This is a genomic window from Streptomyces brevispora, assembly GCF_007829885.1.
GTDB classification, from domain to species: domain Bacteria; phylum Actinomycetota; class Actinomycetes; order Streptomycetales; family Streptomycetaceae; genus Streptomyces; species Streptomyces brevispora.
Map to the genome: position 1 here is coordinate 3,991,098 of NZ_VIWW01000001.1, position 26,174 is coordinate 4,017,271.

Here is a 26,174-nt window from a genome sequence, read left to right on the forward strand (position 1 = left end):
GCTCACCGCCGCACGGCCCGCCGCAACGCCTTCGCCCGCCGCGCCACCCGGCGCACCGCGGCACTTCGCGGCAGGAACGCGAACTGCTCGGGCACCCCGCCCGGCAGGCCGAGCGAGGTCAGCCGCCTGCGCTTGAAGTAGCGCCACGTCGAGGCCGTGAGACGGGCGGCGAGATACCGCTCCGCCACCGGGCGCAGCGCCGGACAGATCTTCGGCTGCATGGCGAAGCCGACCGCGGCGACCAGGTCGTTCAAGTCGGCCGGTGCTTCCGGGGGAGCCGCAGGGACCGCGTCCCCGTCCTCCAGGTCCGGCACCAGTACGTCCACCAGCGTGACCGGAATCCGGTTGCTGTTCTCGAACGGGGTCAGCCGGTCCAGCAGCGTCCGCGTACCGACCCGCGCCACCGGCAGCCCGTAGAACGCGGACGCCGTGAGCAGCGCCGTCGAGAAGCAGCCGACGACCAGCGCGGGCCGCATCCGCCGGTACAGCACCTCGGCGAGGACCGGGGCGGTGAGCACCCCCGCGTCCAGCACGGTCAGCTCCGCGCCGAGCCTCTGCGCCTCCGCCTCCATCGCCCGGGACCACTGCGCCGGGGCCGTCGGGTGCGGCTTGAACACCAGGCGGGTGTGGCCGAGCCGGACCGCCCCGCGCATCATCCGCAGATGCAGCCGCTCCTCCTCCGCCGCGCTGATCAGGCCGAGCGCGGAGAGGTACTGGCCCAGCAGCAGCGCCGGCGCCTCGACGGACGGCACCCCCGCCACGACGTCGGGCGCGTCGCCCAGCTCACCGAGCACCTTGAGGAAGGCCTCCGTCGGTACGATCCGCGGCGCCACGCCGAACTCCGTGAGCAGCAGGGGCCGCAGCCCCGGCACCAGGTCGAGATGGAGCAGCCGCCGCACCCGGGTGCCGACGAGCGGGTCGATCTTGTTCCTGGTCGGGCCGTAGCTCATCAGCCCGTCCGCGTACACGTCGATCGGTACGCCGGTGAAGATCTGGGCGACCGCCATGGCCGGGTTGACCTGGATCGACTCCACGGCGATCTCGATGTCGTCGTCGCCGAGCCCCCAGGCGAGCCGCAGATGCCGTTCCCACAGCGGTACGTCGTCCGGGCGCGGGGACCAGCCGGCCGGGTGGTGCGGGGCGATCGTCGCGTTCCACGACACGACGTCGTCGAACCGGCCGCGCAGCGCGTCGAACCCCGGCATCGCGTCGACGGCGGACGTCGTCTCCGGGATCGCCGCGTTGTTCGAGACGAGCAGGATGCGGCGGCCGGCGTCCGCGAAGAGACCCGAGTCCAGGGCGGCGGCGAGCGTGGCCGTGCCGTACAGGGTGGAGGCGAAGAAGATCTGTGTCGTACCGGCCCGGTCGCTGCTCACGCGGCCGCCACCGCCTTCGCGGCGGACCGTCGGCGCAGCCGGCGCAGCAGGGCCGCGCGCTTGACGTCCATCGAGTCGAGGGCGTCGTCCAGCACATCCTGCGGCATGCGCCCGAGAGCGTCGGCACTCATCGTTTTCAGGGCACGCGCCACCGAGGGTTCGAACCTTTCCATCGAACCCATGTGATGGGAGATGATCGCGCAATAGTTGCGAACCGCTTTCGGCAGGAGTTCCCGCGCATCGCGGTCCGCCGCTGTTTCCCGTATGACCTGGTCGAACGAGCGAATGAAATCGAGCTGGCGCATATCACCGATCTGGGTGAGCGACGAGGCGACGCCACGTCGGTAGAAAATTCCGAGAAGTCCCAGCACCGCGAAGGAATCCGCCTCGCGGTGCAGCCGCCAGATCCACGGCCGGTCCTCGGCGGTGCGCAGCCCGTCCGTGAAGTGCAGCAGCCCGCGGTCCAGCAGCCGGCGGTGGTAGAGGCCCGCCCAGGCGTACGCGTAGTCGACCGAGGTGCTGCGCCCGGCGGGCAGGATCGCGTCCCGCGGTGCCATCACCTCGCCCCTGCGGCCGTGCGGGACGCGCTGGACCGTACGGGTCCTGCCGTCGGCCTGGACATGGTCGGTACGGACGAAGTCACAGCCCAACGCCTCGGTACGGGCCAGCAGTTCGGCGTAGAAACCGGGGGCGAGCCAGTCGTCGCCGTCCAGGAAGGCGAGGTACTCGCCGCGGGCCGCGTCCAGACCGGTGTTCCGGGCGGTGGCCAGTCCGCCGTTCTGTTCGTGCCTGCGGACGACCACCCCCGGAATCTCGTCCTGAGCGCGGCGCAGCATGTCCGCGGTCCCGTCGGTCGAGCAGTCGTCGACGAGGATGAACTCGAAGTCCTCGCGGGCGTTCGCCCGCAGGCTTCTCAGGGTGTCGGGGGCGTATGTCTGCACGTTGTAGAACGGCACGATGACGGAGAGCTTGACCACCCGCAGCACGCTAGTTCCGGGCCGGGCATTCGCCCTTGCGGCCGTACGGACACGGGGTGAACGGCGCCCGTCGAAATGATGAACCGGTAAACCCCCTGAGGTGCTTTCCCGCTCCTTTCAAGCAGCCTGGCGGCAGGTTGGGCAATCGTCGGCGGGCTGTTAACCCTTTGTTGCTGTCACGTTGGGCTGCTCACCCCCGAGCCTTCCTACCTTCTTGGACGTGCCCACTCGTAACCGCAATTCGGCCTCTCCGGCAGAGCTGGAATCCACGGACGCGCCGCCCCCGGCGCTCCGGGTGGCCGTGCTCGCCGACTCCGACACCCGATGGAAGTGGGGTGCGCTCACCGCGCGCCGGCTGACCTCGGGCGAAGACCGTGCGGGCGCGCCCCGGGCGGAGATCAGCGGACTGCTGCTGCGCGGCCGGGCGACCCCGACACCGCGCCAGCTCGCCGAGGTCGGCGACGTCGGCATCGCCGCCGACCGGGTGCGCGAGGTGACGGCCGTCGAGTTCCTGCACACCGTGCGGGACGAGGGCTACGACCTGGTGGTCCTCGCCCTGGTCGGCGGCGCCGTCCAGGCGATGCTGCACGGCCTCGCCGCACTCCGGCTGCCCGCCAGGCCCGTCGTCGTCACCGGCTATGTCGGCGTCGTCTACGAGAAGCTCGCGGACGGGCTGCTGCTGCGGCACGGCGCCGACGTCGTACTCGCCAACTCCCGCCAGGACGCGACCCGTTTCCGCGCGGTGTACGAGGGAGTGGGCGCCGACGCCTCGGCCGTGACGGAGGCCGCCCTGCCGTTCCTCGGCGGCGCCCCGCACCGCCCCGAACCGGGCCGCGACACCGTCGTCTTCGCCGCCCAGCCCTCCGTACCGGCCTCCCGAGCCGACCGTACGTATCTGCTGCGCAGACTCGTCGAGCACGCCAGGCTGCACCCGGGGCGCGAGGTCCTGCTGAAGCTGCGCTCCAAGCCCGGCGAGCACACCACGCACATCGAGGAACTCCCCTACCAGCGGCTGGCCGAGAGGCTGCCCGGCGGACTCCCGCCCAACTTCCGCCTGGTGTACGGGCACATGGGCGAGCTGCTGGACCGAACCGACCTGCTGGTCACCGTGTCCTCGACCGCCGCCCTGGAATCCCTGCACCGGCGCATCCCCACCGCGGTCCTCACCGACCTGGGAGTGCGCGAGGCCCTCGGCAACCACCACTTCATCGGCTCCGGACTGCTCACCTCCTGGGACCACCTCGACGGCGGCGCCCACCCGCGGCCGGACGAACGCTGGCTGGCCGGCCAGGGCGTCGCGGCCGACGGCGGCTACGACACTGCCTACGACACCGCGCGGGCCCGGGTCACCGCCCTGCTGGCCGCCCCCCGGCTGCCCGACCTGGCGCCCTACTACACCCCCGCCACCGCGCCCGGCTACCTCCCCGGCATCCTCGCCCGCCACCACCTGGCCCCCGACGGTCACCCGCTGCCGGGTGCCGCCGCGACCGGGGACACCGGCCGGGTCAGGGGAGCGGTGCGCGAGGCGGTCCGGGACGCGGCGCGGGGCGCGTACCGCCAGGGCGTCCAGCGGGTCGCCCCGGTCATCCGACGGATGGGCGAGCTGTGAACACCACCACCAAGACACCCCTGGGAGCAGCGATGACACCGCCCGCCGCACAGCCCACCGTGCTCGCCGTGATCCCCGCCCGCGGCGGATCCAAGGGCGTACCGGCCAAGAACCTCGCCCAGGTCGGCGGCATACCCCTGGTCGTCCGCGCGGTCCGCGCCTGCCTGGCATCGGCCGAGGTGACGGACGTCGTCGTGACGACCGACGCCCCGGCCGTCGCGGAGGCGGCCCGCGCCGCCGGCGAAGCGCTCGGCGAGGAGGCCCGGGTGCACTGCGTGCAGCGCCCCGAAGCCATCGCGGGGGACACCGCGACCAGCGAGGCCGCCGTGCTGCACGCGATGGACACCTACGAGGCGGCGCACGGCCGCACCGTCGACGTCGTCCTCCTCGTCCAGTGCACCAGCCCCTTCGTCGCCCGCGAGGACATCGACGGCGTCGCCGCGGCGGTCGCCCGGGACGGCGCCGACACGGCCGTCACCGTCGCCCCGTTCCACGGCTTCCTGTGGCGCGACGGCAGCGAGGTCGAGGACCACAACTACGGCGTCAACCACGACAAGTCGGTCCGCCCCCGCCGCCAGGACCGCCCCGAGGACCTGCTGGAGACGGGCGCCGCCTACGCGATGGACGCGGCGGGCTTCCGCACCCACCGGCACCGCTTCTTCGGCCACACCGCACTGGTGCGCACCGACCCGGCCCGGGTCCTGGAGATCGACGACCCGCACGACCTGGCCCGCGCCCGCGCACTGGCCCCGCTGCTGGATCCGGCGCCGCTGCCCACCCGCGAGGACATCGACGCGGTCGTCCTGGACTTCGACGGCACCCAGACCGACGACCGGGTCCTCATCGACGCCGACGGCCGCGAGACCGTCGCCGTGCACCGCGGCGACGGACTCGGCATCGCCGCGCTGCGCAAGGCGGGCCTGCCCCTCCTGATCCTGTCCACGGAACAGAACCCGGTCGTCGCCGCCCGCGCCCACAAGCTCCGCGTCCCCGTCCTGCACGGCATCGACCGCAAGGACCTCGCGCTCAAGCAGTGGTGCGACGAACAGTCCATCGCCCCCGAACGGGTCCTCTACGTCGGCAACGACGTCAACGACCTCCCCTGCTTCGCACTCGCCGGCTGGCCCGTCGCCGTCGCGAGCGCCCACGACTCGGTACGCGCCGCGGCGCGCGCCGTGACGACCACCCCCGGCGGCTTCGGCGCCATCCGCGAGATCGCGGCCTGGCTGCTGGGCCCCACCCTCACCACCAGCACCCCCCTCCCCAAGTAAGGAACGCACCATGAACACCTCCCGACTGCGCACCCTCGGCACCCGCACCGCGGGCCCCGGCCACCCCGTCTACGTCACGGGTGAGATCGGCATCAACCACAACGGCGACCTCGACAACGCCATCGCGCTGATCGACGCGGCCGCCGAGGCCGGCTGCGACGCCGTCAAGTTCCAGAAGCGCACCCCGGAGATCTGCACCCCGCGCGACCAGTGGGACATCGAGCGAGACACCCCCTGGGGCCGGATGACGTACATCGACTACCGCCACCGGGTGGAGTTCGGCGAGACCGAGTACCGGGCCATCTCCGACCACTGCGCCGAGCGCGGCATCGACTGGTTCGCCTCCCCGTGGGACACCGAGGCCGTCGCCTTCCTGGAGAAGTTCGACGTCCCCGCCCACAAGGTGGCTTCCGCCTCCCTCACCGACGACGAGCTGCTGCGCTCGCTGCGCGCCACCGGCCGCACGGTGATCCTCTCCACCGGCATGTCGACCCCGCGCCAGATCCGCCACGCGGTCGAGGTGCTCGGCTCGGACAACATCCTTCTCTGCCACGCCACTTCGACGTACCCGGCGAAGGCCGAGGAGCTGAACCTCCGGGTCATCAACACCCTTCAGCAGGAGTACCCCAACGTCCCGATCGGCTACAGCGGCCACGAGACGGGCCTGCAGACCACCCTCGCCGCCGTCGCCCTCGGCGCCGCCTTCGTCGAGCGCCACATCACCCTCGACCGCGCCATGTGGGGCTCCGACCAGGCCGCGTCCGTCGAGCCGCAGGGCCTCACCCGCCTCGTCCGCGACATCCGCACCATCGAGGCGTCCCTCGGCGACGGCGTCAAGAAGGTGTACGAGTCGGAGCTCGGCCCGATGAAGAAGCTCCGCCGGGTCCCGGGCGTCGTGGCAGCGAGCGGCGAGGCGGCCCAGGCCGCCGAGCCGGTCGCGGTCTGACGGGCAGACCGGTGAACCTCGCCTTCGTCGAGAGCCCGGTCCAGCTCCTGAACGTCCTGGAGTGGGCCTGCACAGAGGGAGGCGGCGGCCGCGTCCTCGCGGACGTCACCGTCGTCGTCCTCCCTCCGGTCGACCCGATGTCGCGCGGTCAGCTGCGCCGGATGGCGGAGCTGGCCCGCGACGAGGGCGTCACCGTGCGCTGGCAGGAGGCGCGCGGCGACTCGGGCACCCCCCTGAAGTCGCTGCGCGCCCTGACCCGGCTCGTCCGCAACGCCGACCACATCGTCATCGGGGACCCGTTCTCCCGCTATGTACAGCTGCTGCTCTCCCTGGTCCGTCCCCGCCGTCTCACCGTGGTGGACGACGGCACCGCCACCATGGAGTTCGTCGCCCAGCTGACCCGCGGCGAACGCCTCACCCGCTGGCACCGCCGCGGCGGATCGAGCCCCCGCGACCTGGCCCTGGCCCCGGTCACCGCCATCGCCCGCCGCCGCTTCACCCCGTCCGCGGCGCGCGAGGTCGAACTCTTCACCGCGATGCCGGTGATCCCGCCGCCCGGCATCACGCTCATCCCCAACACCTTCTCCTGGACCCGCGCCCGCTTCGGCCCGCCGCTGCTCACCAAGGGCGCGGACCTGGTCGGCACCTCCCTGGTGGAGACGGGCGTGGTCGACCGCGCCCCGTATCTGGAGGCGGTCGCCGAGCTGGCCCGCACCCACGGCGCCACCCGCTACTTCGCCCACCGCCGCGAATCCACCGAGAAACTCCACGCCCTGGAGGCCGCCACCGGCCTGGAGATCGTCCGCCCCGACCTCCCTCTGGAAGTCATCGCCCGCCGCGGCCCGATCGGCCGCACCGTCCTGAGCTTCCCCTCCACGGTGGTCCACACCCTGCCGTTGGCCCTGGTCGGCACCGACGTGAAGGTCGCGGTCTGCGACATCGCCCCGGAGTGGCTCCGCGAAACGGCGTCCCCGAGGGCGCAGGGCTTCCTCGCCGGCGTCACGGAGACGGCCCGGGACGTCCAGCGGCTGGCGCCCTGGCGGGCGACGGCCGTGACCAGGGAGGCGTGAGGAGGAGGAACGTCGCAGGGTGCCGGGCGGGTGACGCGAACGAGCCGTACATGACTACTCGCCGTACGGGACCACTCGCCGTTCATGGCTACCCGCCGTTCATGATGTGGCGCGCCAGCCGGTCCCGTGACCCCGAGAGTTCCGCCCGCAGCGCGGCGCTGCGGGCGCTGTCGACCGTGACCGTCGCCGGAAGTGCTGCGCCGGCCAGCAGCCGGGCCCGGCGCAGGTGGATCGGCCCTCGAGCGGAGCGCGTTTCCGAGGACCACGCCCTGGCGGGTGTCGCCGTTGGCGTAGTGGCCGAGTTCATGGCCCAGCAGCGCGATCCGCTGATCGGTGGTGAGCATCTCCCACAGGCCGAGACCGACGGCCGAGGGGCGTACAGGGAGTTCGGCCGGGATGAGGCGGGCAGGGCCTACCCGCCTCTCTCCGTCCGGTCGTCGGCCCCGAGCCCACCCCTAGGGTGCTGTGGCGTCCGTGCCAGGGTCGGCCGAGGGGCATCCCCGATAGCCGCCGGAGTACCCCGAGTCGATCATCGAAGCATGCAGACAACGGAACTGGCGAACAGTCAGAACGGCTTCACGGCAAGGGCGTTCCTCGTGGCCCCGGCCCTGATGGCCGGCTACGGGGTGGTGCGGCTGATCGGGCGGGCGATGGGTGACTACGGGCCCGGGGTGTGGTGGTCGGTTGCTCACCTGCTGTTCCTGGCCGGTGTGCTCGCGTTCGTTCCGGTGTTCCTGGGGCTGCGGTTGCCGGCCGGGGTGCGTGGCGGCCGACGGGCCGGTGTCCGGTTGGCCGCCGGAATCGGACTGCTGGGCACGGCCGCGGTGGCGGTCCAGGCGGTGATCGACCTGGTGGTCGGGTTCGTCGCGGCGGACAAGCAGGCCATGAGCGACATGTTCGACAAGGTGCAGGACGTGCCCGGCGTGATGCCGGTGGTCTACACGGTGGTGCCGATGCTCTTCTGGCTCGGGCTGCTGGCGCTCGTCACGCTGCTCGCGTTCTTCCGCCGGGGCGAGGTCCCCGGCTGGTCCCCGCTGCTGGTGCTGGCCGGGGTCGTCATGATGGCCGTGAACCTGGACCTGCTGACCGCGGGAGCCCTGTGCATAGGGCTGGCGCTCTTCCCGATGCGCCGGGGGCTGGTGGGCTGACGGGGCCGCTGGGGAACGGTGACGGATTCGGTGTGGTCGAGGAACGTCCATGGCGGAACGTGCGCGCAGGGCTTTCGCAGCCTCGTAGCCCCCGCAGCCCTCGCAGCCCCGAACGGGGCTTTGGCCGAGGTCTCAACCGCGTTCGCGGAAGGCCGCCCTGCGCAAGGGTGACGTGACCAGCCCGGCGAGGGAGCCGGTGGACGTGCTGTCCGCCGAGCGCCGCAGCGCCGCCAAGGCGCTGGCCCGCGAACAGCGGGCCTCCGCATAACCACTGATCCGGGAACGGACCGGGCGGCCGGTTCCCCGTGCACCGCACGGGGAACCGGCCGCCCGCGGGGCACATGGTCCGCACCCGGTCACGCCGGGACGGCGAAGAAGTTTACCCATCATTCATCCATATCACTCGGCTTCGCATCATCGTTTATTCGTCTATGTGGCTGAACTTTTCTTGTTTCATGGTCAGTTGGATGGTGAAGGGCCGTACCCTTCACCCGTGAACCACTTGACGTCCCGCGTTTGTGAAGCCCCGCCGCTCACGGAAGAGGCCCTGCCCGGCACGCTGCCCGAAGCCCTGCGCGCCGAGCTGATCGCCTTCCGGCGCGATCTGCACATGCACCCCGAGCTGGGCAATCAGGAGTTCCGCACCACCGCGGCCATCAAGGCCCGGCTGGAGCTGGCGGGCCTCGAGCCCCGGGTGCTCGCCTCCGGGACCGGTCTCATGTGCGACGTGGGGACGCGGGACGGGGCGACGCGGCCCATGCTGGCGCTGCGCGCCGACATCGACGCGCTGCCGATCCCGGACACCAAGGCGGGCGTCCCGTACCGCTCCACCGTGCCCGACCGGGCGCACGCCTGCGGGCACGACATCCACACCGCCATCGTGCTCGGCGCCGGCCTCGTGCTCGCCGGGCTCGACCGGCAGGGGCTGCTGCCCAACCCCGTGCGGCTGATCTTCCAGCCGGCCGAGGAGGTGCTGCCCGGCGGAGCGCCCGACGCGATCGAGTCCGGGGTGCTGGAGGGCGTCGGCCGGATCATCGGGGTGCACTGCGACCCGAAGGTCGACGTGGGGCGGATCGGGCTGCGGGTCGGGGCGATCACCTCCGCCTGCGACCGGCTGGAGCTGTCCCTGGACGGGCCCGGCGGCCACACCGCCCGCCCGCATCTGACCACCGACCTGGTCACCGCCGCCGCCAAGGTGGCCACCGAGGTCCCCGCGCTGCTGGCCCGCCGGGTCGACGCGCGGGCCGGGCTCGCGGTGACCTGGGGGCGGCTGGAGACCGGGCACGCCTGCAACGTCATCCCGCAGCACGCCGAGCTGTCCGGCACGGTTCGCTGCCTGGATCTGGCGGCCTGGCGGGACGCCCCGGATCTGGTGCACGCCGCGATCGACGAGGTGGCCGGAATGCACCGGGCCAAGACGGTGATCAACTACATCCGGGGCGTCCCGCCCGTCGTCAATGACGCCGCCACGATCGAGCTGCTCACCCACGCCATGTCCGCCCGCCGCGGTTCGTACGCCATCGAGGACACCGAGCAGAGCCTGGGCGGGGAGGACTTCTCCTGGTACCTGGAGCACGTGCCGGGCGCGATGGCCAGGCTCGGGGTGCGTACGCCCGGAGACGCGCGTGGCCTGGACCTGCACCGGGGTAACTTCGACGCGGACGAGGAGGCCATCACCGTTGGTGTGGAGCTGTTCAGCGCCTCTGCGTTGCTCGACGGTAATCATCTGTAACCGGACAGGTCGCCCTTCGTTCGCGACGATCCGATAACGGCTTCCGTACAGGGCTTTATCTGACATCTACGCGCGTTACGATCGCGGCGAAACCAGCGCCGGAAGAGGCGCTTCGGTCAGGTTTGAAGGAGCCTTCCCTTGCGCCGCGTATCCAAGATCACCGCCGCGTGTGCCATTACCGCGGCGCTCGCGCTCACCGGCACTGCCTGTGGCAGTTCGTCGGACGAGACCAGCACCGGTTCCGACAATGGCCAGATGAAGATCGGCATGGCCTACGACGTGGGCGGCCGTGGCGACAACTCGTTCAACGACTCCGCTGCCCGCGGCCTGGACAAGGCCAAGGCCGAGTTCGACGCCAAGACGAAGGAGCTCACCGCCAAGAACGGTGAGTCCAAGGCCGACCGCGAGCAGCGGCTGCAGTCGCTCGCCGAGGGTGGCTACAACCCGGTCATCGCCGTCGGCTTCGCGTACAAGGACGCGGTCGACAAGATCGCTCCCCAGTTCCCGAAGGTCAGCTTCGGTCTGGTCGACTCGGTGGCCGACGCGAAGAACGTCGACTCGATCGTCTTCACCGAGGAGCAGGGCTCCTACCTCGCCGGTGTCGCGGCGGCGCTGAAGTCCAAGGACGGTCAGGTCGGCTTCATCGGCGGCGTGGACCTTCCGCTGATCAAGAAGTTCGCCGCCGGCTTCCAGCAGGGCGTCCTCGACACGAACCCCAAGGCCAAGGTGCAGATCCAGTACCTGTCCACCGGTTCGGACCTGTCCGGCTTCGGCAGCCCCGACAAGGGCAAGGCCGCCGCCAAGGGCATGCTCGACAAGGGCGTCGACGTCGTCTTCGCCGCCGCGGGCGGCTCGGGTGCCGGTTCGATCGAGGCCGTCGCGGGTCAGAAGGGCGCCTGGTCCATCGGCGTCGACTCCGACCAGGCCATGGACCCGGCACTGGCGAAGTACAAGGACACGATCCTGACCTCGGTCGTCAAGAACGTCGACACCGGTGTCTTCGACCTCGTCAAGTCCGTCAAGGACGGCAAGCCGCTGACCGGCACGCAGACGTACTCCCTGGCCAAGGGCGGCGTCAGCCTGACCACCACGGGTGACCACCTCACGGACATCCAGGCCCAGCTGGACGCCGCGAAGAAGAAGATCGTCGACGGCACCATCAAGGTCAAGTCCACGACCTGATCAGGCCTGTCGATCGGGGCCCGGGTGAGCGGCTTCGGCTGCTCACCCGGGCCCCGATTCATGTACCCCCGCGACGGGGGTCACCGGCCCCGGTACGTCACCTGTGAACAGGTGGCCAACGATTCGGCGACGCTACGCGCGTAGCGCCCGCTCGGGCGCGGTACCTTTTTCCGCCCCCGCAATCGGCACCCCACCGCCTCCGCCCTCCGCTCCTGTCAAGGAGAGTGCGCCATCAACGCGTCCAGCAGTCCTCATGCCGTGGAGCTCCGCGGCATCACCAAGCGGTTCCCCGGGGTCGTGGCCAACCACGACATCGACATCACCGTGCGCCGCGGCACCGTCCACGCTCTCGTCGGTGAGAACGGCGCCGGCAAGTCCACTCTGATGAAGATCCTGTACGGCATGCAGAAGCCGGACGAGGGCACCATCGCGGTGGACGGCGAACAGGTCACGTTCTCCAACCCGGGCGATGCCATCGACCGCGGCATCGGCATGGTGCACCAGCACTTCATGCTCGCCGACTACCTCACCGTCCTGGAGAACGTCGTACTCGGCTCCGAGAAGCTGTACGGCATCGGCGACCGGGCCCGCGCGAAGATCAGGGAGATCTCCGACTCCTACGGTCTCGGCGTCCGGCCCGACGTCATGGTCGAGGACCTCGGTGTCGCCGACCGCCAGCGCGTGGAGATCCTCAAGGTCCTCTACCGCGGCGCCCGCACGCTGATCCTCGACGAGCCCACCGCCGTCCTCGTACCGCAGGAGGTCGAGGCACTCTTCGACAACCTGCGCGAGCTCAAGGCCGAGGGCCTGACCGTCATCTTCATCTCGCACAAGCTGGGTGAGGTGCTGTCGGTCGCCGACGAGATCACCGTCATCCGGCGCGGCACGACCGTGGGCACCGCCGACCCGAAGCACACCACGACCAAGCAGCTCGCCGAGCTGATGGTCGGCAGTGAGCTGCCATCGCCGGAGACCCGCGAGTCGACCGTCACCGACACGCCGATGCTGACCGTCGACGGGCTGCGGCTGACCGCCACCGACCCGGACGGGGTGGTGCGTGCCGTGCTCGACGGCATCACCTTCACCATCCACAAGGGCGAGGTGCTCGGCATCGCGGGTGTCGAGGGCAACGGCCAGTCCGAACTGGTCGACGCCATCATGGGCATGCGCTCCCTCGACGCGGGCTCCCTCTCGCTGGACGGCACGGACATCTCCCGCACGCCGACGCGCAAGCGCCGCGAGGACGGGATGGCCGTCATCCCCGAGGACCGGCACCGGCACGGACTGCTGCTGGAGGCCCCGCTCTGGGAGAACCGGATCCTCGGCCACGTCACCGAGCGCCCCAACAGCAAGGGCGCCTTCCTCGACCTCAGGGCGGCCCGCGCCGACACCGAGCGGATCGTGCGCGAGTACGACGTGCGCACCCCCGGCATCGAGGTCACCGCGGCCTCGCTCTCCGGCGGCAACCAGCAGAAGCTGATCGTCGGCCGCGAGATGAGCCACTCGCCCAAGCTCCTGATCGCCGCGCACCCGACCCGGGGCGTGGACGTCGGCGCACAGGCGCAGATCTGGGACCAGATCCGCGAGGCGCGCCGCGACGGACTCGCGGTGCTGCTGATCTCCGCCGACCTGGACGAGCTGATCGGGCTCTCCGACACCCTGCGCGTCATGTACCGCGGCGGACTGGTCGCGGACGCCGACCCCGCGACCGTCACCCCCGAGGAGCTCGGCTCGGCGATGACGGGCGCGGCCGGCGGCCACCTCGAAGCGCCTGAGGGTGACGGCGGATCCGCCGCCCCCACCACGGACGACACCGACCCCCAGGACGGGGGAGAGGACCGATGAAGAAGATCGACAAGGAGCGGCTGCTCCTGGGGATCGCGGCCCCCGTACTCGCGATCGTGGTCGCCTTCCTGGTGACGGCACTCGTGCTCGCCGCCACCGGCAAGGAGCCGTTCAGCGCCTTCGGCATCATGTTCGACTACGGGGTGAAGTCGGACAGCCAGGTCTACATCCTGAACAAGGCGACGACGTACTACCTCGCGGGTCTCGCGGTGGCCGTCGGCTTCCGGATGAACCTCTTCAACATCGGCGTCGACGGCCAGTACCGCCTCGCCGCCTTCTTCGCCGCCGCGGTCGGCGGCGCGCTGACCCTGCCCGGCGCCCTCCAGATCCCGCTGATCATCCTCACCGCGATGATCGTCGGCGCGATGTGGGCCGGCATCGCCGGTGTCCTCAAGGTCACCCGGGGCGTCAGCGAGGTCGTCTCGACGATCATGCTGAACGCCATCGCCACCGCGATCATCGGCTACCTGCTCCAGCAGAACCGCCTCGGTCACCTCGACGAGGCCGGCACCAAGATCTCCACCAAGCCGCTCCCGGAGTCCTCGCACTTCTTCGAGTTCCCGACCACCCCGACGCCCATCTGGGGCTTCATCGTGGTCGCGGTCGTCGCGGGCGTCGCCTACTGGTTCACGCTCTCGCGCACCCGGTTCGGCTTCGACCTGCGCACCGTCGGCCAGTCCGGCACCGCCGCCGAGGCCAGCGGCGTGAACGTCAAGCGGATGGTCGTCACCTCGATGCTCATCTCGGGCGCCGTGGCAGGCCTGATCGGCATGCCCACGCTGCTCAACGACAGCTTCGAGTACAGCGGCGACTTCCCGGTCGGCATCGGCTTCACCGGTATCGCCATCGCCCTCCTCGGCCGCAACCACCCCATCGGCATCGCGCTCGGCGCGCTGCTCTGGGGCTTCCTGGAGCGCGGCACCGGAAAGCTGGAGTTCGAGGGGTACGACAAGGAGATCGTCGGCGTGATCCAGGGCGTCATCGTCCTGTGCGTCGTCATCGCCTACGAAGTCGTCCGCCGCTACGGACTCAAGCGCCAGCAGAGCAAGGTCGGCGCGGAACTCGCCGCACAGGCCGCCCGTAACTCCGACCAGCAGGAGGTGTCGGCGTGACCGTCACGGCGACTTCCACCCCGCCCCCCGCGGCCCCCAAGGTCTCCGGCGGCAAGAGCGGCCGCACCCGCCTCTCCTTCCCCGTCGTCCTCCTGATCATCGCGGGCGTGCTGCTCGCGCTGTCCGCCGTGCGCGCCATCACCGGCGCGCAGGACGTCACCTCGGCCGGACAGATCAGCGCCGCCCTCGCGATGGCCGTGCCGATCGGCCTCGCCGGTCTCGGCGGCCTCTGGGCGGAGCGGGCCGGCGTGGTCAACATCGGCCTCGAAGGCATGATGATCCTGGGCACCTTCTTCGGCGCCTGGGCCGGCTGGCAGACCAACCCCTGGCTCGGCGTGCTCGCCGGTGTCGTCGGCGGCATGCTCGGCGGGCTGCTGCACGCGGTGGCGACCGTCACCTTCGGCGTCGACCACATCATCTCCGGCATCGCCATCAACATCCTGGCGCTCGGCTTCACCACCTACTTCGCCAAGCTCTGGTTCAACACCGGCGAGGCCGCGGCCAAGGGCGGCTCGCCCAAGCAGTCCCCACCGGCCGACGACATCACCTCGGTGACGATCCCGGGCCTCTCCGACTGGCTGCACTCCATCGAGAAACACCACTGGTTCTTCGTCTCCGACCTGGCCGGAGTCCTCGGCGGCCTGGTCACCAACGTGTCGCTGCTGACGATCGTGGCCGCGCTCCTCTTCGTCGTGACGTTCTTCGTCCTGTGGAAGACCGCGTTCGGCCTGCGGCTGCGCTCCTGCGGCGAGAACCCGGTGGCCGCCGAGTCGCTCGGCGTCAACGTCTACACGTACAAGTACATCGCGGTGATCATCTCCGGCGGCATGGCCGGGCTGGGCGGCGCCTTCCTCTCCCTGGTCACCTCGCACATCTACAACGAGGGACAGACCGGCGGGCGCGGATACATCGGTCTCGCCGCGATGATCTTCGGCAACTGGCGGCCCGGCGGACTCGCCATGGGCGCGGGCCTGTTCGGCTTCGCCGACGCGCTCCAGCTGCGCAACGGCGGCGAGTCCGTCCACGCGCTGCTCCTGCTGCTCGTGGTCGTGCTGGCCGGGATCGCGGCCTGGAAGCTCTACCGCAAGAGCTTCGTACAGGGCGTCATCAGCGCGGTCATCGCCGCCGCCGTCCTGGTCTGGTACCTCGCCACGGACACCGTGCCCACCGAGTTCGTGAGCGCGACCCCGTACATCGTCACGCTGCTCGTCCTCTCGCTCTCCGCACAGCGGCTGCGGATGCCGAAGGCGGACGGCATGCGCTACCGCAAGGGACAGGGCAAGTGACGCCCACCGCCGGAGCGGGCGCCACCGCCGTGGCGGGGGCCGACTGGGACGCCCTGCGGGCCGCCGCCCGGGACGCCATGTCCCGGGCGTACGCGCCCTACTCGGGCTACCCGGTCGGCGTCGCCGCACGCGTCGACGACGGCCGCACGATCGTCGGCTGCAACGTCGAGAACGCCTCGTACGGCATCGGGCTGTGCGCCGAGTGCGGACTGGTCTCCCAGCTGCACGCCACCGGTGGCGGCCGGCTGACCCACTTCACCTGCGTGGACGGGGCGGGCGAGATCCTGGTGCCGTGCGGCAGGTGCAGACAGCTGCTGTACGAGTTCGGCGGGCCGGAGCTCGTCCTGGAGACCCCGGACGGATTCCGTACCCTCGACGAGATGCTCCCGCAGGCGTTCGGACCGTCGCACCTCGGTTAGCGACGCGGCGACGCGCTGCCCCACCGCCGGACGGGCGGACATCCTGCCCGTCCGGCGGTTCTCTTATCCTCTATGCGCGTAGAGTCAACGGGACTCATGCGTACGTACCGGCCGGAAGGACTCCAGGACATGGACGCCATCTCCGTCATCCGCACCAAGCGGGACCGAGGCGAGCTGACCCCCGAGCAGATCGACTGGGTCATCGACGCGTACACCCGCGGTGAGGTCGCCGACGAGCAGATGTCCGCGCTGGCCATGGCGATCCTCCTGAACGGCATGAACCGTACGGAGATCGCCCGCTGGACCGCCGCCATGATCGCCTCCGGCGAGCGGATGAACTTCTCCGCGCTCTCCCGCCCCACCACCGACAAGCACTCCACCGGCGGCGTCGGCGACAAGATCACCCTGCCGCTCGCCCCGTTGGTCGCCGCCTGCGGCGCCGCCGTGCCGCAGCTCAGCGGACGCGGCCTCGGCCACACCGGCGGCACCCTCGACAAGCTGGAGTCCATTCCCGGCTGGCGCGCCCACATCACCAATGCCGAGATGCTCGACGTCCTCGACACCACCGGCGCGGTCATCTGCGCGGCGGGCGACGGACTCGCCCCCGCCGACAAGAAGCTGTACGCGCTCCGCGATGTCACCGGCACCGTCGAGGCCATCCCGCTGATCGCCAGCTCGATCATGTCCAAGAAGATCGCCGAGGGCACCGGCGCACTCGTCCTGGACGTCAAGGTCGGCTCCGGCGCCTTCATGAAGACCATCGAGGACGCCCGCGAACTGGCCTCCACCATGGTCGCCCTGGGCACCGACAGCGGAGTGCGCACGGTCGCGCTGCTCACCGACATGTCCACCCCGCTCGGCCTGACCGCGGGCAACGCCCTGGAGGTCCGCGAGTCGGTCGAGGTGCTGGCCGGCGGCGGTCCGAAGGACGTCATCGACCTCACCCTGGCCCTCGCCCGCGAAATGCTGGACGCGGCCGGACTCAAGGACGCCGACCCGGAGAAGGCCCTCGCGGACGGCTCCGCGATGGACGTCTGGCGCCGGATGATCTCCGCCCAGGGCGGCGACCCGGACGCCACGCTCCCGGTCGCCCGCGAACAGCACGTCGTGACGGCCCCGTCGTCCGGCGTACTGACCCGCCTGGACGCGTACGGCGTCGGTGTCGCCGCCTGGCGCCTCGGCGCGGGCCGCGCCCGCAAGGAGGACCCGGTGCAGGCGGGCGCGGGCGTCGAGCTGCACGCCAAGCCCGGCGACACGGTGACCGCCGGACAGCCGCTGCTGACGCTGCACACGGACACCCCGGAGAAGTTCGAGTACGCGCTGGGGGCGCTGCCCGACGCGTACGACATCGCCCCGTCCGGCACGCTGTTCACCGCCACCCCGGTGGTACGCGAGCGCATCGCGTAACCGCGGAGCCGACGCGAACGGCCCGCCGGGACGGTGAGACACCGTCCCGGCGGGCCGCTTTCACGCGGTCAGGCTGTGTACCGCTGATCGGCTACTTGCCGAAGTAGGCGTTGTAGATCGCCACCGAGGACGTGTTGCCCTTCTTGTCGGTGACCGTGGCCTTGAAGGACACCGACTTCTTCTTGGCCGGGTTCTTCATGGCGATCCTGCCCTTCTTGACCGCCGTCTTCTTCCAGGTCTTCCCGCCGTCGTAACTGACCGACACCGTGAGCGACTTGAGGTTCTTCCCGGCTGCCGCACCCTGCACCGTCACCGGCACGGACACGGCCTTGCCCGCCTTGGCCGTGCTGTCCGACGCCACCTCGGGAGTGAAGCGGACCATGGAGACCGGCAGCTGGGCGTAGTCCGAGATCGTCCGGCCGGAGCGGAAGGTCCAGCTCGCGTCGATCCGGGTGGAGACCGAGGCGACGTCGGCACCGCGCCGCACCGACGTGGTCAGCCGGTAGTCGGCGGCGGCGGACGGCACGACGAAGGGCGTCTCGCCCGACAGCGGGTCGGTGTTCCTGGCGAACTCCTTGCCGTTGCGGTAGAGCACGGTCTTCACCGAGCTGTACACGGAGTCGCCGGCGTTCCGGTGGCCGTCGGCGACCAGCGGCAGCGCCCCCGTGAGCTCGTTGCCGTTGCGGAAGACCCCGAACCTGGCGTTGACGTACGGCCCGAACACGGCGGTGTTCACGGTCTTCACGTACGTCCCGCCCGCCTTGAGGGCCTGTGGGGCACCGAGGGAGTACCAGGCGTCGGTCTGCGGGAAGCCTTCGTCGTCGAGCGCGCCGTTCTGGCTGAAGTCGAAGCTCCACTTCACCTTGTCCGCGGTGGAGACGTAGGCCGTGGTGGTCGACGGGAGCTTCTGGGTGGTCAGGGCCGCCCAGCCGCTGAACGAGTCGGGCAGCTCGCCCCACGCGCCGATGTCACCGGTCTTGCCCTTGACGGACGAACCGGCGCGGATCGTGACCTTGGCGAGCTGGCCGCTGCTGAACGCGCGGCGGTAGCCGGTCGCCGCCTGGCTCACCGGGCCGCCGACCGTGATGTCGTACCGGGTCGCCGCGCCCTTGGTCCAACTGCCGGTCCAGTGCTGCGAGAGCTGGATGCCGGTCGTCTTCGGGCCGAGGTGCGCGGTGCGCAGCGGCTTGAACGAGTCGAGCAGCAAGCCGTAGGAGTAGACGCCGTCCTCGGTCTCGAACTGGAGGTCGGGCAAGGCGAGCACTGACTTCGCACCGGTCGCCGGAACGGTGATGTCAACCGGCTTGGCCAGGCGCGCGTCGAAGGTCACCGTGGTGTTCTTGGTGACCTTCAGATGGGGCTGGGTGATCCAGTCGACGCCCTTGTTGTCGTTGTTCGGGGCGACGTACACGGCCGAGTTCAGCACGTACCCGCCCTTGGGGACGCGGAGCTTGGCCGTGCCGTTGACCACCTCGGGGGACTCCCGCACATCGGTCCCGCCGCCGGTGATGCCGTAGACGTCCCCGGTGGTGTACCGGGCCGGCTTGCCGTCACGCCCGATGGTCTTGAGCGTGAGGTCGTACGACTCGCGCTCGCGATTGACCGCGGCGGCGGTGCGGACGGTCTGACCGCCGCCCGTCGCGACGACGTACGCGGAGTAGTTGCCGTCGGCCGTGCCGCCGAGCCTGGTGTTCACGGTCAGCGGCACCTCGGCGGTGCCGCCCGCCGGTACGGTCACCCGGTCGGCGCCGAGGGTGAAGAACCCGGCCGGGGCCGGCTTACCCGCCGGGCCGGTGGCCTGGACGGCGAGCGAGAGCGTGACATCGGTCGTACCGAGGTTGCGGTACGACACCTTCCTGGCGACCGGCACGTCATCGGTGTGCGGCCACTGCTGGACGCCGTAGCTCAGCGACACCGGGTCGGCGACGACGGACTGAGTGATCGCCCGGTCGACGGCGATCCGGCCCGAGCCCTGCTCGAAGGGGGTGTACTTCCCCGGCTTCGTGGAGGCCGTGAGCGCACCCTTGAGTTCGGTGTACTTCCACTGCGGGTGCTGCTGCTTGAGCAGCGCCGCGGCGCCCGCGACGTGCGGCGTCGCCATCGACGTACCGGAGATCGTCAGATAGCCCGGCGGGTTCTGGCCGACCTCCCTGTCGATGACGGAGCCGGGGGAGGCGGCCGCCGTGATGTCCACGCCGGGAGCGGTGACATCGGGCTTGATCGCGTTGTCACCGACCCGGGGACCCCGGCTGGAGAAGTCCGCCAGCACGTTCTTGCCGTCGACGGCCCCGACGGTCAGCGCGGCGTCCGCGCTGCCGGGGGAGCCGACCGTGCCCGCCATGTCGCCCTCGTTGCCCGACGCGATGGCGAAGAGTACGCCGCTGTCGGCGGAGAGTTTGTTGACCGCGGCCTCCAGGGGATCGATCCCCGGGGTGTCCGAGCCGCCGAGGCTCAGGTTGATGACATCGGCGCCCTGCGCGACCGCCCACTCCATACCGGCCAGGATTCCGGAGTCGTCGCCGAAACCGTCGTCGTCGAGGACCTTGCCCTCGAGGAGCTTGGCGCCCGGGGCCACGCCCTTGAACCTGCCGCCCGACTTCGCGCCCGTACCGGCCGCGATCGAGGAGACGTGGGTGCCGTGGCCGAAGTGGTCCTTCAGGTCGGGTGTGCCGGAGAAGTTCTTCGACGCGAGGATCTGGCCCTTGAGGTCCGGGTGGGTGGCGTCCGCACCGGTGTCCAGGACGGCGATCCGGACGCCCTTGCCGGTGTAGCCCGCCTTCCAGGCGGTCGGCGCGCCGATCTGCGGGACGCTCTTGTCGAGGCTCGCCCGGCGTACGCCGTCCAGCCACACTCTGTCGATGCCGGCGGCGGTGGTCCGCTGGGCGCTGCCCGACGGCTTGCTGGTGAGCGCCTGCCAGATGGAGCGGGCGTCCTCCCGCGGGGTGGCCACGGACTGGGCGTTGAGCGACTTCAGCACGGGCCCGACCCTGGTGGCGCCCGCGTCGCGGACCTCCGCCCTCGCGGCCGCGGCCTCGGCGCCCCGGTAGGAGACGATCAGTTTCAGGCCCGACTTCTGCGCCCTGCGGTTCTCTGCCCGGTTCAGCTCCGTGACGTCGAACAGCCGACGGTCCAGCCTTCCGGAACCGATGAGCCGGTGTGCGTCGGCCGGGACGAGCAGGGTGTGCCCGTTTCGTATCTGCCGCTGCACGGGTATGTGTTCGCGCCCCGCCGCGGGACGGAAGCCCACGACCCGGCCCTTGGCGTCCACCGTGACGCGGTCACCGGTGATGAGCGTGAGCTGATGCCGGGCGCCGGACGTGCCGTCAGCCGACCGCGACGGGCCGTTGCCACCGGCCATGGCCGGGGTGGTCAGCCCGGCCGCGAGCGCCACGGCCGCGGCCGTGGCGACGGCTGAAACACACGCTCTTGTGACGTGTCTGCGCAACTCTCCCCCTGGAGAATCAGGCGGCCCTGCGAGAGGGCCACTGGGCAGTCGGCTCCGGTGCGCGCACCTGAGCCGGCTGTTTCACCCGTATAGAGGGGAGATCTGACCGAATTGGTTCACAGCAAGCACACAGATGTACGGAGTTGGCGAAACTCCGTCGTTGGTCGGTCGGCCTCTGCGGGACGGGAAACGGCAGTGATGACGGTGATCGGGGAGGCCCATGGGCAGATAGGGGCACCAGGACGCCCTCTGGGAAGCCGGAGAAGAGCCTTCGGAAGTTTGGTGAAAAGCGGGGAGCGGCGCGGCGATGAGTTTCGGCCGCGGGACCGGTCTCCCTGATGTGGATGCCATGACCCCGATCGTTCTCACCGTCTCCGGACGCGTCACGCGGGCCGGTGTGCCCGGGCTCTGCGCCGAGTTGGAGGCGCTGCTGTCCACCGCGGATACGGAGGTGACCGTGGTGGAGTGCGACGTGGGCGGGATCGTGCGACCGGACCTCGCCGCCGTGGAGGCGCTCGCCCGGCTGTCGCTGGTCGCCCGCCGGTCGGGCGGCAGACGGCTGCGGCTGCGCGGGACGCCTCCCGAACTCCGGCTGCTGCTGGACCTGGTGGGGCTGGACGAGGTGGTCGGCCTCGCGGAGCAGGAGGGGGTGCGCGGGGCGCGGGGTCCCGGAGTGAGCGGGCGGCCCGAGCCGCTCCGGCACCGACCACCACCCGGCCCGATCCGCTCCGGCACCGACCACCACCCGGTCCGGCCGGAAGACCCCGGGCCCCTCAGTCCGCCTCGCGCCAGCTGTCCCTGATGACCACCTTCGAGCACTGGACGGCGGACAACTGGGCCCCGTCGCGCATCATCTCCGAGGGCATGACGCTCGGAAACGGCGACGGGGAGGGCGGCGCGTACCGCTGGGAGGCGGACCCGGACCGGGCCTCGTCGCAGAGACCGGCGTACCCGGTCTCCGGCTGCGGTCCCGGCTCCGCGGCCCGTGGCACGACGCGGCCGGGGCCGGACGTGGCCGTCGGCTCACCGAGCCACTGGGTGGCCCCCAGCCGCCGGCCACGACCACGACCCACGCCGCGACCAGCCCGTACGACGCGCCCCGGCCCTGCCGTCGGCTCACGCCGCATCCGCCTCCAGATGATCGGCCAGCCCGAACAGCGGGAACCAGCGCTCGGTGTCCAGGAAGCAGTGCATCCCGGTGATCGCACCGTCCGAGATGTCGATGACCTGCACCGCCCACGGCACGAAACCGGGTCCGTCCGGATTCGGCTTGTAGTGCGCGAACGCCGGGGTGCCGTTCGCCGACGTCGCGATCAGCCGGGAGCCCGCACAGGACGCACCGATGGAGAGCATGAAGCCGGCGATGTCGTCGTGCCCCTGGAGCCAGAGGTCGAACGGCGGCATCGTCATGATGGCGTCCTCGTGGAGCAGCGCCGTCAGCGCCTTCATGTCGTACCCCTCGAACGCCGCCACGTAGCGTTCCAGGAGTTTGCTCTGCTCCTCGTCGAGCGGATCGGCGGTGTCGGCGGCCGTGCCCTGGTGGTCGTTGAGCGTCGCCCGCGCCCGCTGGAGGGCGCTGTTGACCGACGCGACCGAGGTTTCGAGCAGTTCGGCGACCTCGCTCGCCTTCCACGCGAGCACCTCGCGCAGGATCAGCACGGCCCGCTGCTTGGGCGGCAGGTGCTGCAGCGCGGCGACGAACGCGAGCCGCACCGACTCGCGCGCCACCGCTGCCTCGGCGGGGTCCGCGACCGACGGCAGGATCCGGCCGTCGGGCATCGGCTCCAGCCAGGTGTTCTCCGGCAGCGGGTTGAGCGCGGCCTGCGCGAGCGGTGTCGGGCCGGACAGATCGACGGGCCTGGCCCGCTTGTTGCCCGCGTTCAGCATGTCGAGGCAGACGTTCGTCGCGATCCGGTACAGCCAGGACCGCAGCGAGGAACGGCCCTCGAACTTGTCGAAGTTGCGCCAGGCACGCACCAGCGTGTCCTGGACCGCGTCCTCCGCCTCGAAGGCCGAGCCGAGCATCCGGTAGCAGTAGCCGGTCAACTCGACCCGGTATCCCTCCAGACGGCTGTCGATATCGGCCGTCGTCGCCGTCAGATCACTCATCGCTTCGCTCCACCCTGTTGCGCTGTGACACCGATCGCTCCAGCGCTTCGGAAACTACCTCAGGCCACTGACAACGGCGGTGGAAAGAGCGGAAAGCGGTCACGTTCCGGGCTTGCGCCCGTACACAAAGACATCGTCGCCGTTCTTCAGCAGGTTCCAGTACGCCTTCGCGTCGGCGGTGCGCATGTTGACGCAGCCGTGCGACCCCGGCGGGTTCCACATCTTCAGGCCCACCGAGTGGAACGCCTGCCCGCCGTCGAAGAACTGGGAGTACGGCATCGATACGTGGTAGATCGACGACACGTGGTTGATGTGACGCCAGTAGATCTTCTTCGACCCGGTGCGGGTCTCGTACCCGTTCCGTCCGGTCCGCACCGGCACGGGACCGAACTTCAGCTTGCTGCCGTCCTGGATCCAGCTCAGCTGCCGGGTCAGGTCCACGCACGCGATGCGCCCCCTGTCGGTGGGGCACTTCTTCGCCTTGTTGGGGTTCTTGCCGGCGGCCTTCTGGGCGGTGAGGGTCGTCATGGTGCGCCAGGTGACCGGCCCCGCGTACCCGATCGTCGGGGTGACACCGTAGGTGCTCTGGAACGACCGGATCGCCTTGCAGTCGGCGGCCGACTGCTTGCCGTCCACCGGCCGGTGGAGATACTTCTCGACCTGCTTCTGGTTCGGTCCGGTGGATGTCGTGCAGGACGCCGCCTGCGCGGATCCGCCGGTGCCGAGCACGAGTGCCGGTACCGCGGTCAGCCCCGCGACGGACAACGCGAGTCCGCGCCGCATCCGCACACCCAGGACGTTCCCCGTGACTCTCATAATGCCAACTCCCCTTCGCGCGCAACTTGGTGGTTCCACCTGCTAGACGCGCGTCGGGGAGTTGATGGTTGTGCGCCGTATGTCTCAGTTCTGTACGGACAGCACCACTGAGGACCGGCGCCGCTCGACGTGTGCCGCCCTCGACCCGTACAGCGTGACCGCGACGACGCCCAGGACCGCGAGCAGTCCCAGGGCGACCGTGCCCGCCCAGCCGCCGGTGTGGAAGGCGACCGCGCCGAGCGTGCCGCCCGCGCTGGAGCCGAGGTAGTACGCCGACTGGTAGAGCGCCGACGCCTGGGCCCGGCCCTTGGTCGCCGTACGGCTGACGGAGGAGGAGGCCACCGCGTGCCCGGCGAAGAAGCCCGCGGTGATCAGGACCAGCCCGAGGAGCACCGCCGCCAGCTGGTCGGCGAGCGAGAGCAGCAGACCGGCGGCCGTGGTGGAGACGGCGAGGTAGAGCGCGCCCCGGCGCCCCAGCCGGGCGACCAGCCGCCCCGCCGCGGCGGAGGAGACCGTACCGACCAGGTAGACGAGGAAGATCGAGCCGACGATCCCCTGCGGGAGGTTGAACGGCGCCTCGACGAGCCGGTAGCCGATCACCGTGTAGACCGCGCCGAACACCGTCATGAACAGCGCGCCGATCGCGTACAGCCGGCGCAGCAGCGGGTCCGCGAGGTGTCCGCCGACGGTCTTCGCCAGCGCCTTCGGGTTCAGCGAACCCGGGGCGAAGTGCCGGGCCCTGGGGATCATGAGGTGGAAGACGACCGCGCAGACCACGGCCAGCACGCCGACCGCGCCGAGCGCGGCCCGCCAGCCCCAGGCCTGGGCGACCCAGCCGGTGAGGATACGGCCGCTCATCCCGCCGATGCTGTTGCCGGCCACGAACAGCCCGATCGCCGCGACCAGCGCCTTGGGCCGTACCTCCTCCGCGAGATACGCCATCGCGGAGGCGGGCAGCCCGGCGAGTGCGGCGCCCTGCACGGCACGCAGCGCGATCAGCCAGCCCAGCGACGGCGCGAACGGCACGAACAGCCCGACCACGACCGCGACCGTCAGCGAGGCGGTCATCATCTGCCGCCGCCCGAACCGCTCGGACAGCGCGCTCATCGGCAGCACGAAGAGCGCCAGCGCACCCGTCGCCGCCGAGACCGTCCAGCTCGCCTGCCCGGCCGTGGCGCCGAAGGAGGCGGAGACGGCGGGCAGCAGCGCCTGGGTGGAGTAGAGGAGTGCGAAGGTCGCGACACCGGCGGCGAAGAGCGCGAAACTCATCCGGCGATAGCCGGGGCGGCCGGGTTCGAGCCGGTCCGCGGTGGCGGCCGGAGCGAGGGCGACAGGGGACGACGGGGTCGAGGCGGCCACGATGAGGGTGGACGCCCCGGTACTGGCGGGAGGCATGCAACGAAGGTAGGCCGCGCACCTTTCATGCGTCCAATGCACAAACACGCGATAATCAATCCCATGGCGCATCAGCACAGCTCACAGCCTCGGCTGTCACCAAGCGGTTACGAAGAAGACATCCGCGCCGTCCTCGCCCCGCGGCTCGCCTACTTCGAGGCGGTCGCCCGCCACGAACACGTGACCCGCGCCGCGCACGAGCTGGGCGTGCCGCAGTCGACGCTCTCGCGGGCGATGGTGAGGCTGGAACAGGACCTGGGCGTCGCCCTGTTCGCCCGCAAGGGCCGTACCGTCTCCCTCACCCCGGCCGGACGCACCTTCCTCGGCTCGGCCGAGCGCGCACTCGCCGAGGTGGAGAAGGCCGCCGACTCGGTACGGGCGGACGCCGACCCCACCGCGGGCAAGGTCGCCTTCGGCTTCCTCCACACCATGGGCTCGGAGACCGTCCCCGCCCTGATCAGAGCCTTCCGCACCGACCACCCCCGGGTCCGCTTCCAACTCGTCCAGAACTACGGCGAGGCCATGATCGAACGCCTGCGCGCGGGCGGCCTCGACCTCTGCCTCACCTCGCCCGTCCCGGACGCCCCGGACCTGGTCGCCCGGCGCCTGGACGAACAGCGGCTGCGCCTGGTCGTCCCCGACGACCACCGCCTGGCCGGCCGCCGCCGCATCCGCCTGGCGGAGGCCGCCGACGAAACCTTCGTCACCCTGGAACCCGGCTACGGCCTGCGCCGCATCACGGACGACCTCTGCGCGGAGGCGGGTTTCGTCCCCCGTGTCGCCTTCGAGGGCGAGGAGGCCGAGACCCTGCGCGGTCTGGTCGCGGCCGGGCTGGGCGTCGCCCTGCTGCCCCCTCCGGCGGTGGCCCGCCCCGGAGTCGTGGAACTGACGGTGACGGCACCGCGGGCGGTCCGCGAGATCGGCGTGGCCTGGCTGGACGGCCACCCGGACACCCCGCCGGTGGCGGCGTTCAAGAAGTTCCTGCTGTCGCGGCGGGGGCACCTGCTGCCGGAGTGAGCGGCGCCGGCG

21 protein-coding genes and 1 pseudogene are annotated in these 26,174 nt (G+C 71.0%); 14 read left to right on the forward strand and 8 right to left on the reverse strand.

The window, feature by feature from the left end; genetic code table 11:
• Positions 1 to 2: 2 nt before the first annotated feature.
• Positions 3 to 1,376, reverse strand: a complete 1,374-nt coding sequence (locus FHX80_RS18700; protein WP_145765218.1) for a polysialyltransferase family glycosyltransferase — start codon at positions 1,374 to 1,376, stop codon at positions 3 to 5.
• Positions 1,373 to 2,353, reverse strand: a complete 981-nt coding sequence (locus tag FHX80_RS18705) for a glycosyltransferase family 2 protein (RefSeq protein WP_145765219.1) — start codon at positions 2,351 to 2,353, stop codon at positions 1,373 to 1,375. The genes FHX80_RS18700 and FHX80_RS18705 overlap by 4 nt, the downstream gene beginning before the upstream one ends.
• Before the next feature lie 220 nt (positions 2,354 to 2,573).
• Between FHX80_RS18705 and FHX80_RS18710 the strand changes: the two genes are divergently transcribed.
• The 4 genes from FHX80_RS18710 to FHX80_RS18725 are packed head-to-tail and all read left to right on the forward strand — an operon-like array spanning position 2,574 to position 7,249.
• Entirely contained in the window at positions 2,574 to 3,962 is a 1,389-nt protein-coding gene (locus FHX80_RS18710) for a DUF6716 putative glycosyltransferase (protein WP_167523571.1), read from the forward strand.
• A gap of 32 nt (positions 3,963 to 3,994) precedes the next feature.
• Positions 3,995 to 5,233 carry an acylneuraminate cytidylyltransferase gene (locus FHX80_RS18715; protein ID WP_145767375.1) on the forward strand — a complete coding sequence of 413 codons (1,239 nt, stop codon included), beginning with the start codon at positions 3,995 to 3,997 and terminating at the stop codon, positions 5,231 to 5,233.
• A 10-nt stretch (positions 5,234 to 5,243) separates the two neighbouring features.
• Positions 5,244 to 6,179 carry an N-acetylneuraminate synthase family protein gene (locus FHX80_RS18720; RefSeq protein ID WP_145765220.1) on the forward strand — a complete coding sequence of 312 codons (936 nt, stop codon included), beginning with the start codon at positions 5,244 to 5,246 and terminating at the stop codon, positions 6,177 to 6,179.
• Positions 6,180 to 6,190: 11 nt separating this feature from the next.
• Positions 6,191 to 7,249, forward strand: coding sequence for a polysialyltransferase family glycosyltransferase (locus FHX80_RS18725; protein WP_145765221.1), 1,059 nt, complete (start codon positions 6,191 to 6,193; stop codon positions 7,247 to 7,249).
• 269 nt (positions 7,250 to 7,518) lie between these two features.
• Here FHX80_RS18725 and FHX80_RS36795 read toward each other — a convergent pair.
• Positions 7,519 to 7,593: pseudogene (locus FHX80_RS36795) on the reverse strand (M48 family metalloprotease); the annotation flags it as partial.
• Between the two features lie 195 nt (positions 7,594 to 7,788).
• Between FHX80_RS36795 and FHX80_RS18735 the strand changes: the two are divergent.
• The 8 genes from FHX80_RS18735 (at position 7,789) to FHX80_RS18770 (ending at position 17,380) form a co-directional block, all read left to right on the forward strand.
• Positions 7,789 to 8,397, forward strand: coding sequence for a hypothetical protein (locus FHX80_RS18735; protein WP_145765222.1), 609 nt, complete (start codon positions 7,789 to 7,791; stop codon positions 8,395 to 8,397).
• Positions 8,398 to 8,890: 493 nt separating this feature from the next.
• A complete protein-coding gene (locus FHX80_RS18740; RefSeq protein ID WP_244318326.1) occupies positions 8,891 to 10,129 on the forward strand; it encodes an amidohydrolase in 1,239 nt (412 codons plus the stop codon).
• A gap of 138 nt (positions 10,130 to 10,267) precedes the next feature.
• Positions 10,268 to 11,311, forward strand: coding sequence for a BMP family lipoprotein (locus FHX80_RS18745; protein WP_145765223.1), 1,044 nt, complete (start codon positions 10,268 to 10,270; stop codon positions 11,309 to 11,311).
• Between the two features lie 258 nt (positions 11,312 to 11,569).
• Positions 11,570 to 13,156 carry an ABC transporter ATP-binding protein gene (locus tag FHX80_RS18750; RefSeq protein WP_145765224.1) on the forward strand — a complete coding sequence of 529 codons (1,587 nt, stop codon included), beginning with the start codon at positions 11,570 to 11,572 and terminating at the stop codon, positions 13,154 to 13,156.
• Positions 13,153 to 14,268: an ABC transporter permease gene (locus FHX80_RS18755; RefSeq protein WP_145765225.1), complete on the forward strand. Its 1,116-nt coding sequence runs from the start codon at positions 13,153 to 13,155 to the stop codon at positions 14,266 to 14,268. The genes FHX80_RS18750 and FHX80_RS18755 overlap by 4 nt, the downstream gene beginning before the upstream one ends.
• Entirely contained in the window at positions 14,265 to 15,554 is a 1,290-nt protein-coding gene (locus FHX80_RS18760) for an ABC transporter permease (RefSeq protein ID WP_145765226.1), read from the forward strand. Before FHX80_RS18755 ends, FHX80_RS18760 begins: the two co-directional genes overlap by 4 nt.
• The gene (locus FHX80_RS18765; protein ID WP_145765227.1) at positions 15,551 to 15,973 is read left to right on the forward strand and encodes a cytidine deaminase; all 423 of its coding nucleotides are present in this window, start codon (positions 15,551 to 15,553) and stop codon (positions 15,971 to 15,973) included. Before FHX80_RS18760 ends, FHX80_RS18765 begins: the two co-directional genes overlap by 4 nt.
• 129 nt (positions 15,974 to 16,102) lie before the next feature.
• The gene (locus FHX80_RS18770; RefSeq protein ID WP_145765228.1) at positions 16,103 to 17,380 is read left to right on the forward strand and encodes a thymidine phosphorylase; all 1,278 of its coding nucleotides are present in this window, start codon (positions 16,103 to 16,105) and stop codon (positions 17,378 to 17,380) included.
• 91 nt (positions 17,381 to 17,471) lie between these two features.
• On the opposite strand, the gene FHX80_RS18775 is transcribed toward FHX80_RS18770, so the two are convergent.
• Positions 17,472 to 20,771, reverse strand: a complete 3,300-nt coding sequence (locus tag FHX80_RS18775; RefSeq protein WP_425281691.1) for a S8 family peptidase — start codon at positions 20,769 to 20,771, stop codon at positions 17,472 to 17,474.
• Between the two features lie 403 nt (positions 20,772 to 21,174).
• Between FHX80_RS18775 and FHX80_RS36620 the strand changes: the two genes are divergently transcribed.
• The gene (locus tag FHX80_RS36620) at positions 21,175 to 21,627 is read left to right on the forward strand and encodes an STAS domain-containing protein (RefSeq protein ID WP_326592002.1); all 453 of its coding nucleotides are present in this window, start codon (positions 21,175 to 21,177) and stop codon (positions 21,625 to 21,627) included.
• Here FHX80_RS36620 and FHX80_RS18785 read toward each other — a convergent pair.
• The 4 genes from FHX80_RS18785 to FHX80_RS18800 all read right to left on the reverse strand — a co-directional run bounded on the left by FHX80_RS18785 (position 21,599) and on the right by FHX80_RS18800 (position 25,145).
• Positions 21,599 to 21,898 carry a hypothetical protein gene (locus FHX80_RS18785; protein ID WP_145765229.1) on the reverse strand — a complete coding sequence of 100 codons (300 nt, stop codon included), beginning with the start codon at positions 21,896 to 21,898 and terminating at the stop codon, positions 21,599 to 21,601. The two genes, FHX80_RS36620 and FHX80_RS18785, sit on opposite strands and share 29 nt — an antisense overlap.
• Before the next feature lie 43 nt (positions 21,899 to 21,941).
• On the reverse strand, positions 21,942 to 22,934 hold the full coding sequence (locus tag FHX80_RS18790) for a sigma-70 family RNA polymerase sigma factor (RefSeq protein WP_145765230.1): 993 nt from the start codon (positions 22,932 to 22,934) through the stop codon (positions 21,942 to 21,944).
• A 99-nt stretch (positions 22,935 to 23,033) separates the two neighbouring features.
• The gene (locus FHX80_RS18795) at positions 23,034 to 23,750 is read right to left on the reverse strand and encodes a L,D-transpeptidase family protein (protein WP_145765231.1); all 717 of its coding nucleotides are present in this window, start codon (positions 23,748 to 23,750) and stop codon (positions 23,034 to 23,036) included.
• An 84-nt stretch (positions 23,751 to 23,834) separates the two neighbouring features.
• Positions 23,835 to 25,145 (reverse strand): MFS transporter, encoded by a 1,311-nt coding sequence (locus tag FHX80_RS18800; RefSeq protein WP_145765232.1) that lies wholly within the window; start codon positions 25,143 to 25,145, stop codon positions 23,835 to 23,837.
• Between the two features lie 63 nt (positions 25,146 to 25,208).
• Between FHX80_RS18800 and FHX80_RS18805 the strand changes: the two genes are divergently transcribed.
• Positions 25,209 to 26,162 carry a LysR family transcriptional regulator gene (locus tag FHX80_RS18805; protein ID WP_145765233.1) on the forward strand — a complete coding sequence of 318 codons (954 nt, stop codon included), beginning with the start codon at positions 25,209 to 25,211 and terminating at the stop codon, positions 26,160 to 26,162.
• Positions 26,163 to 26,174 lie beyond the last annotated feature (12 nt).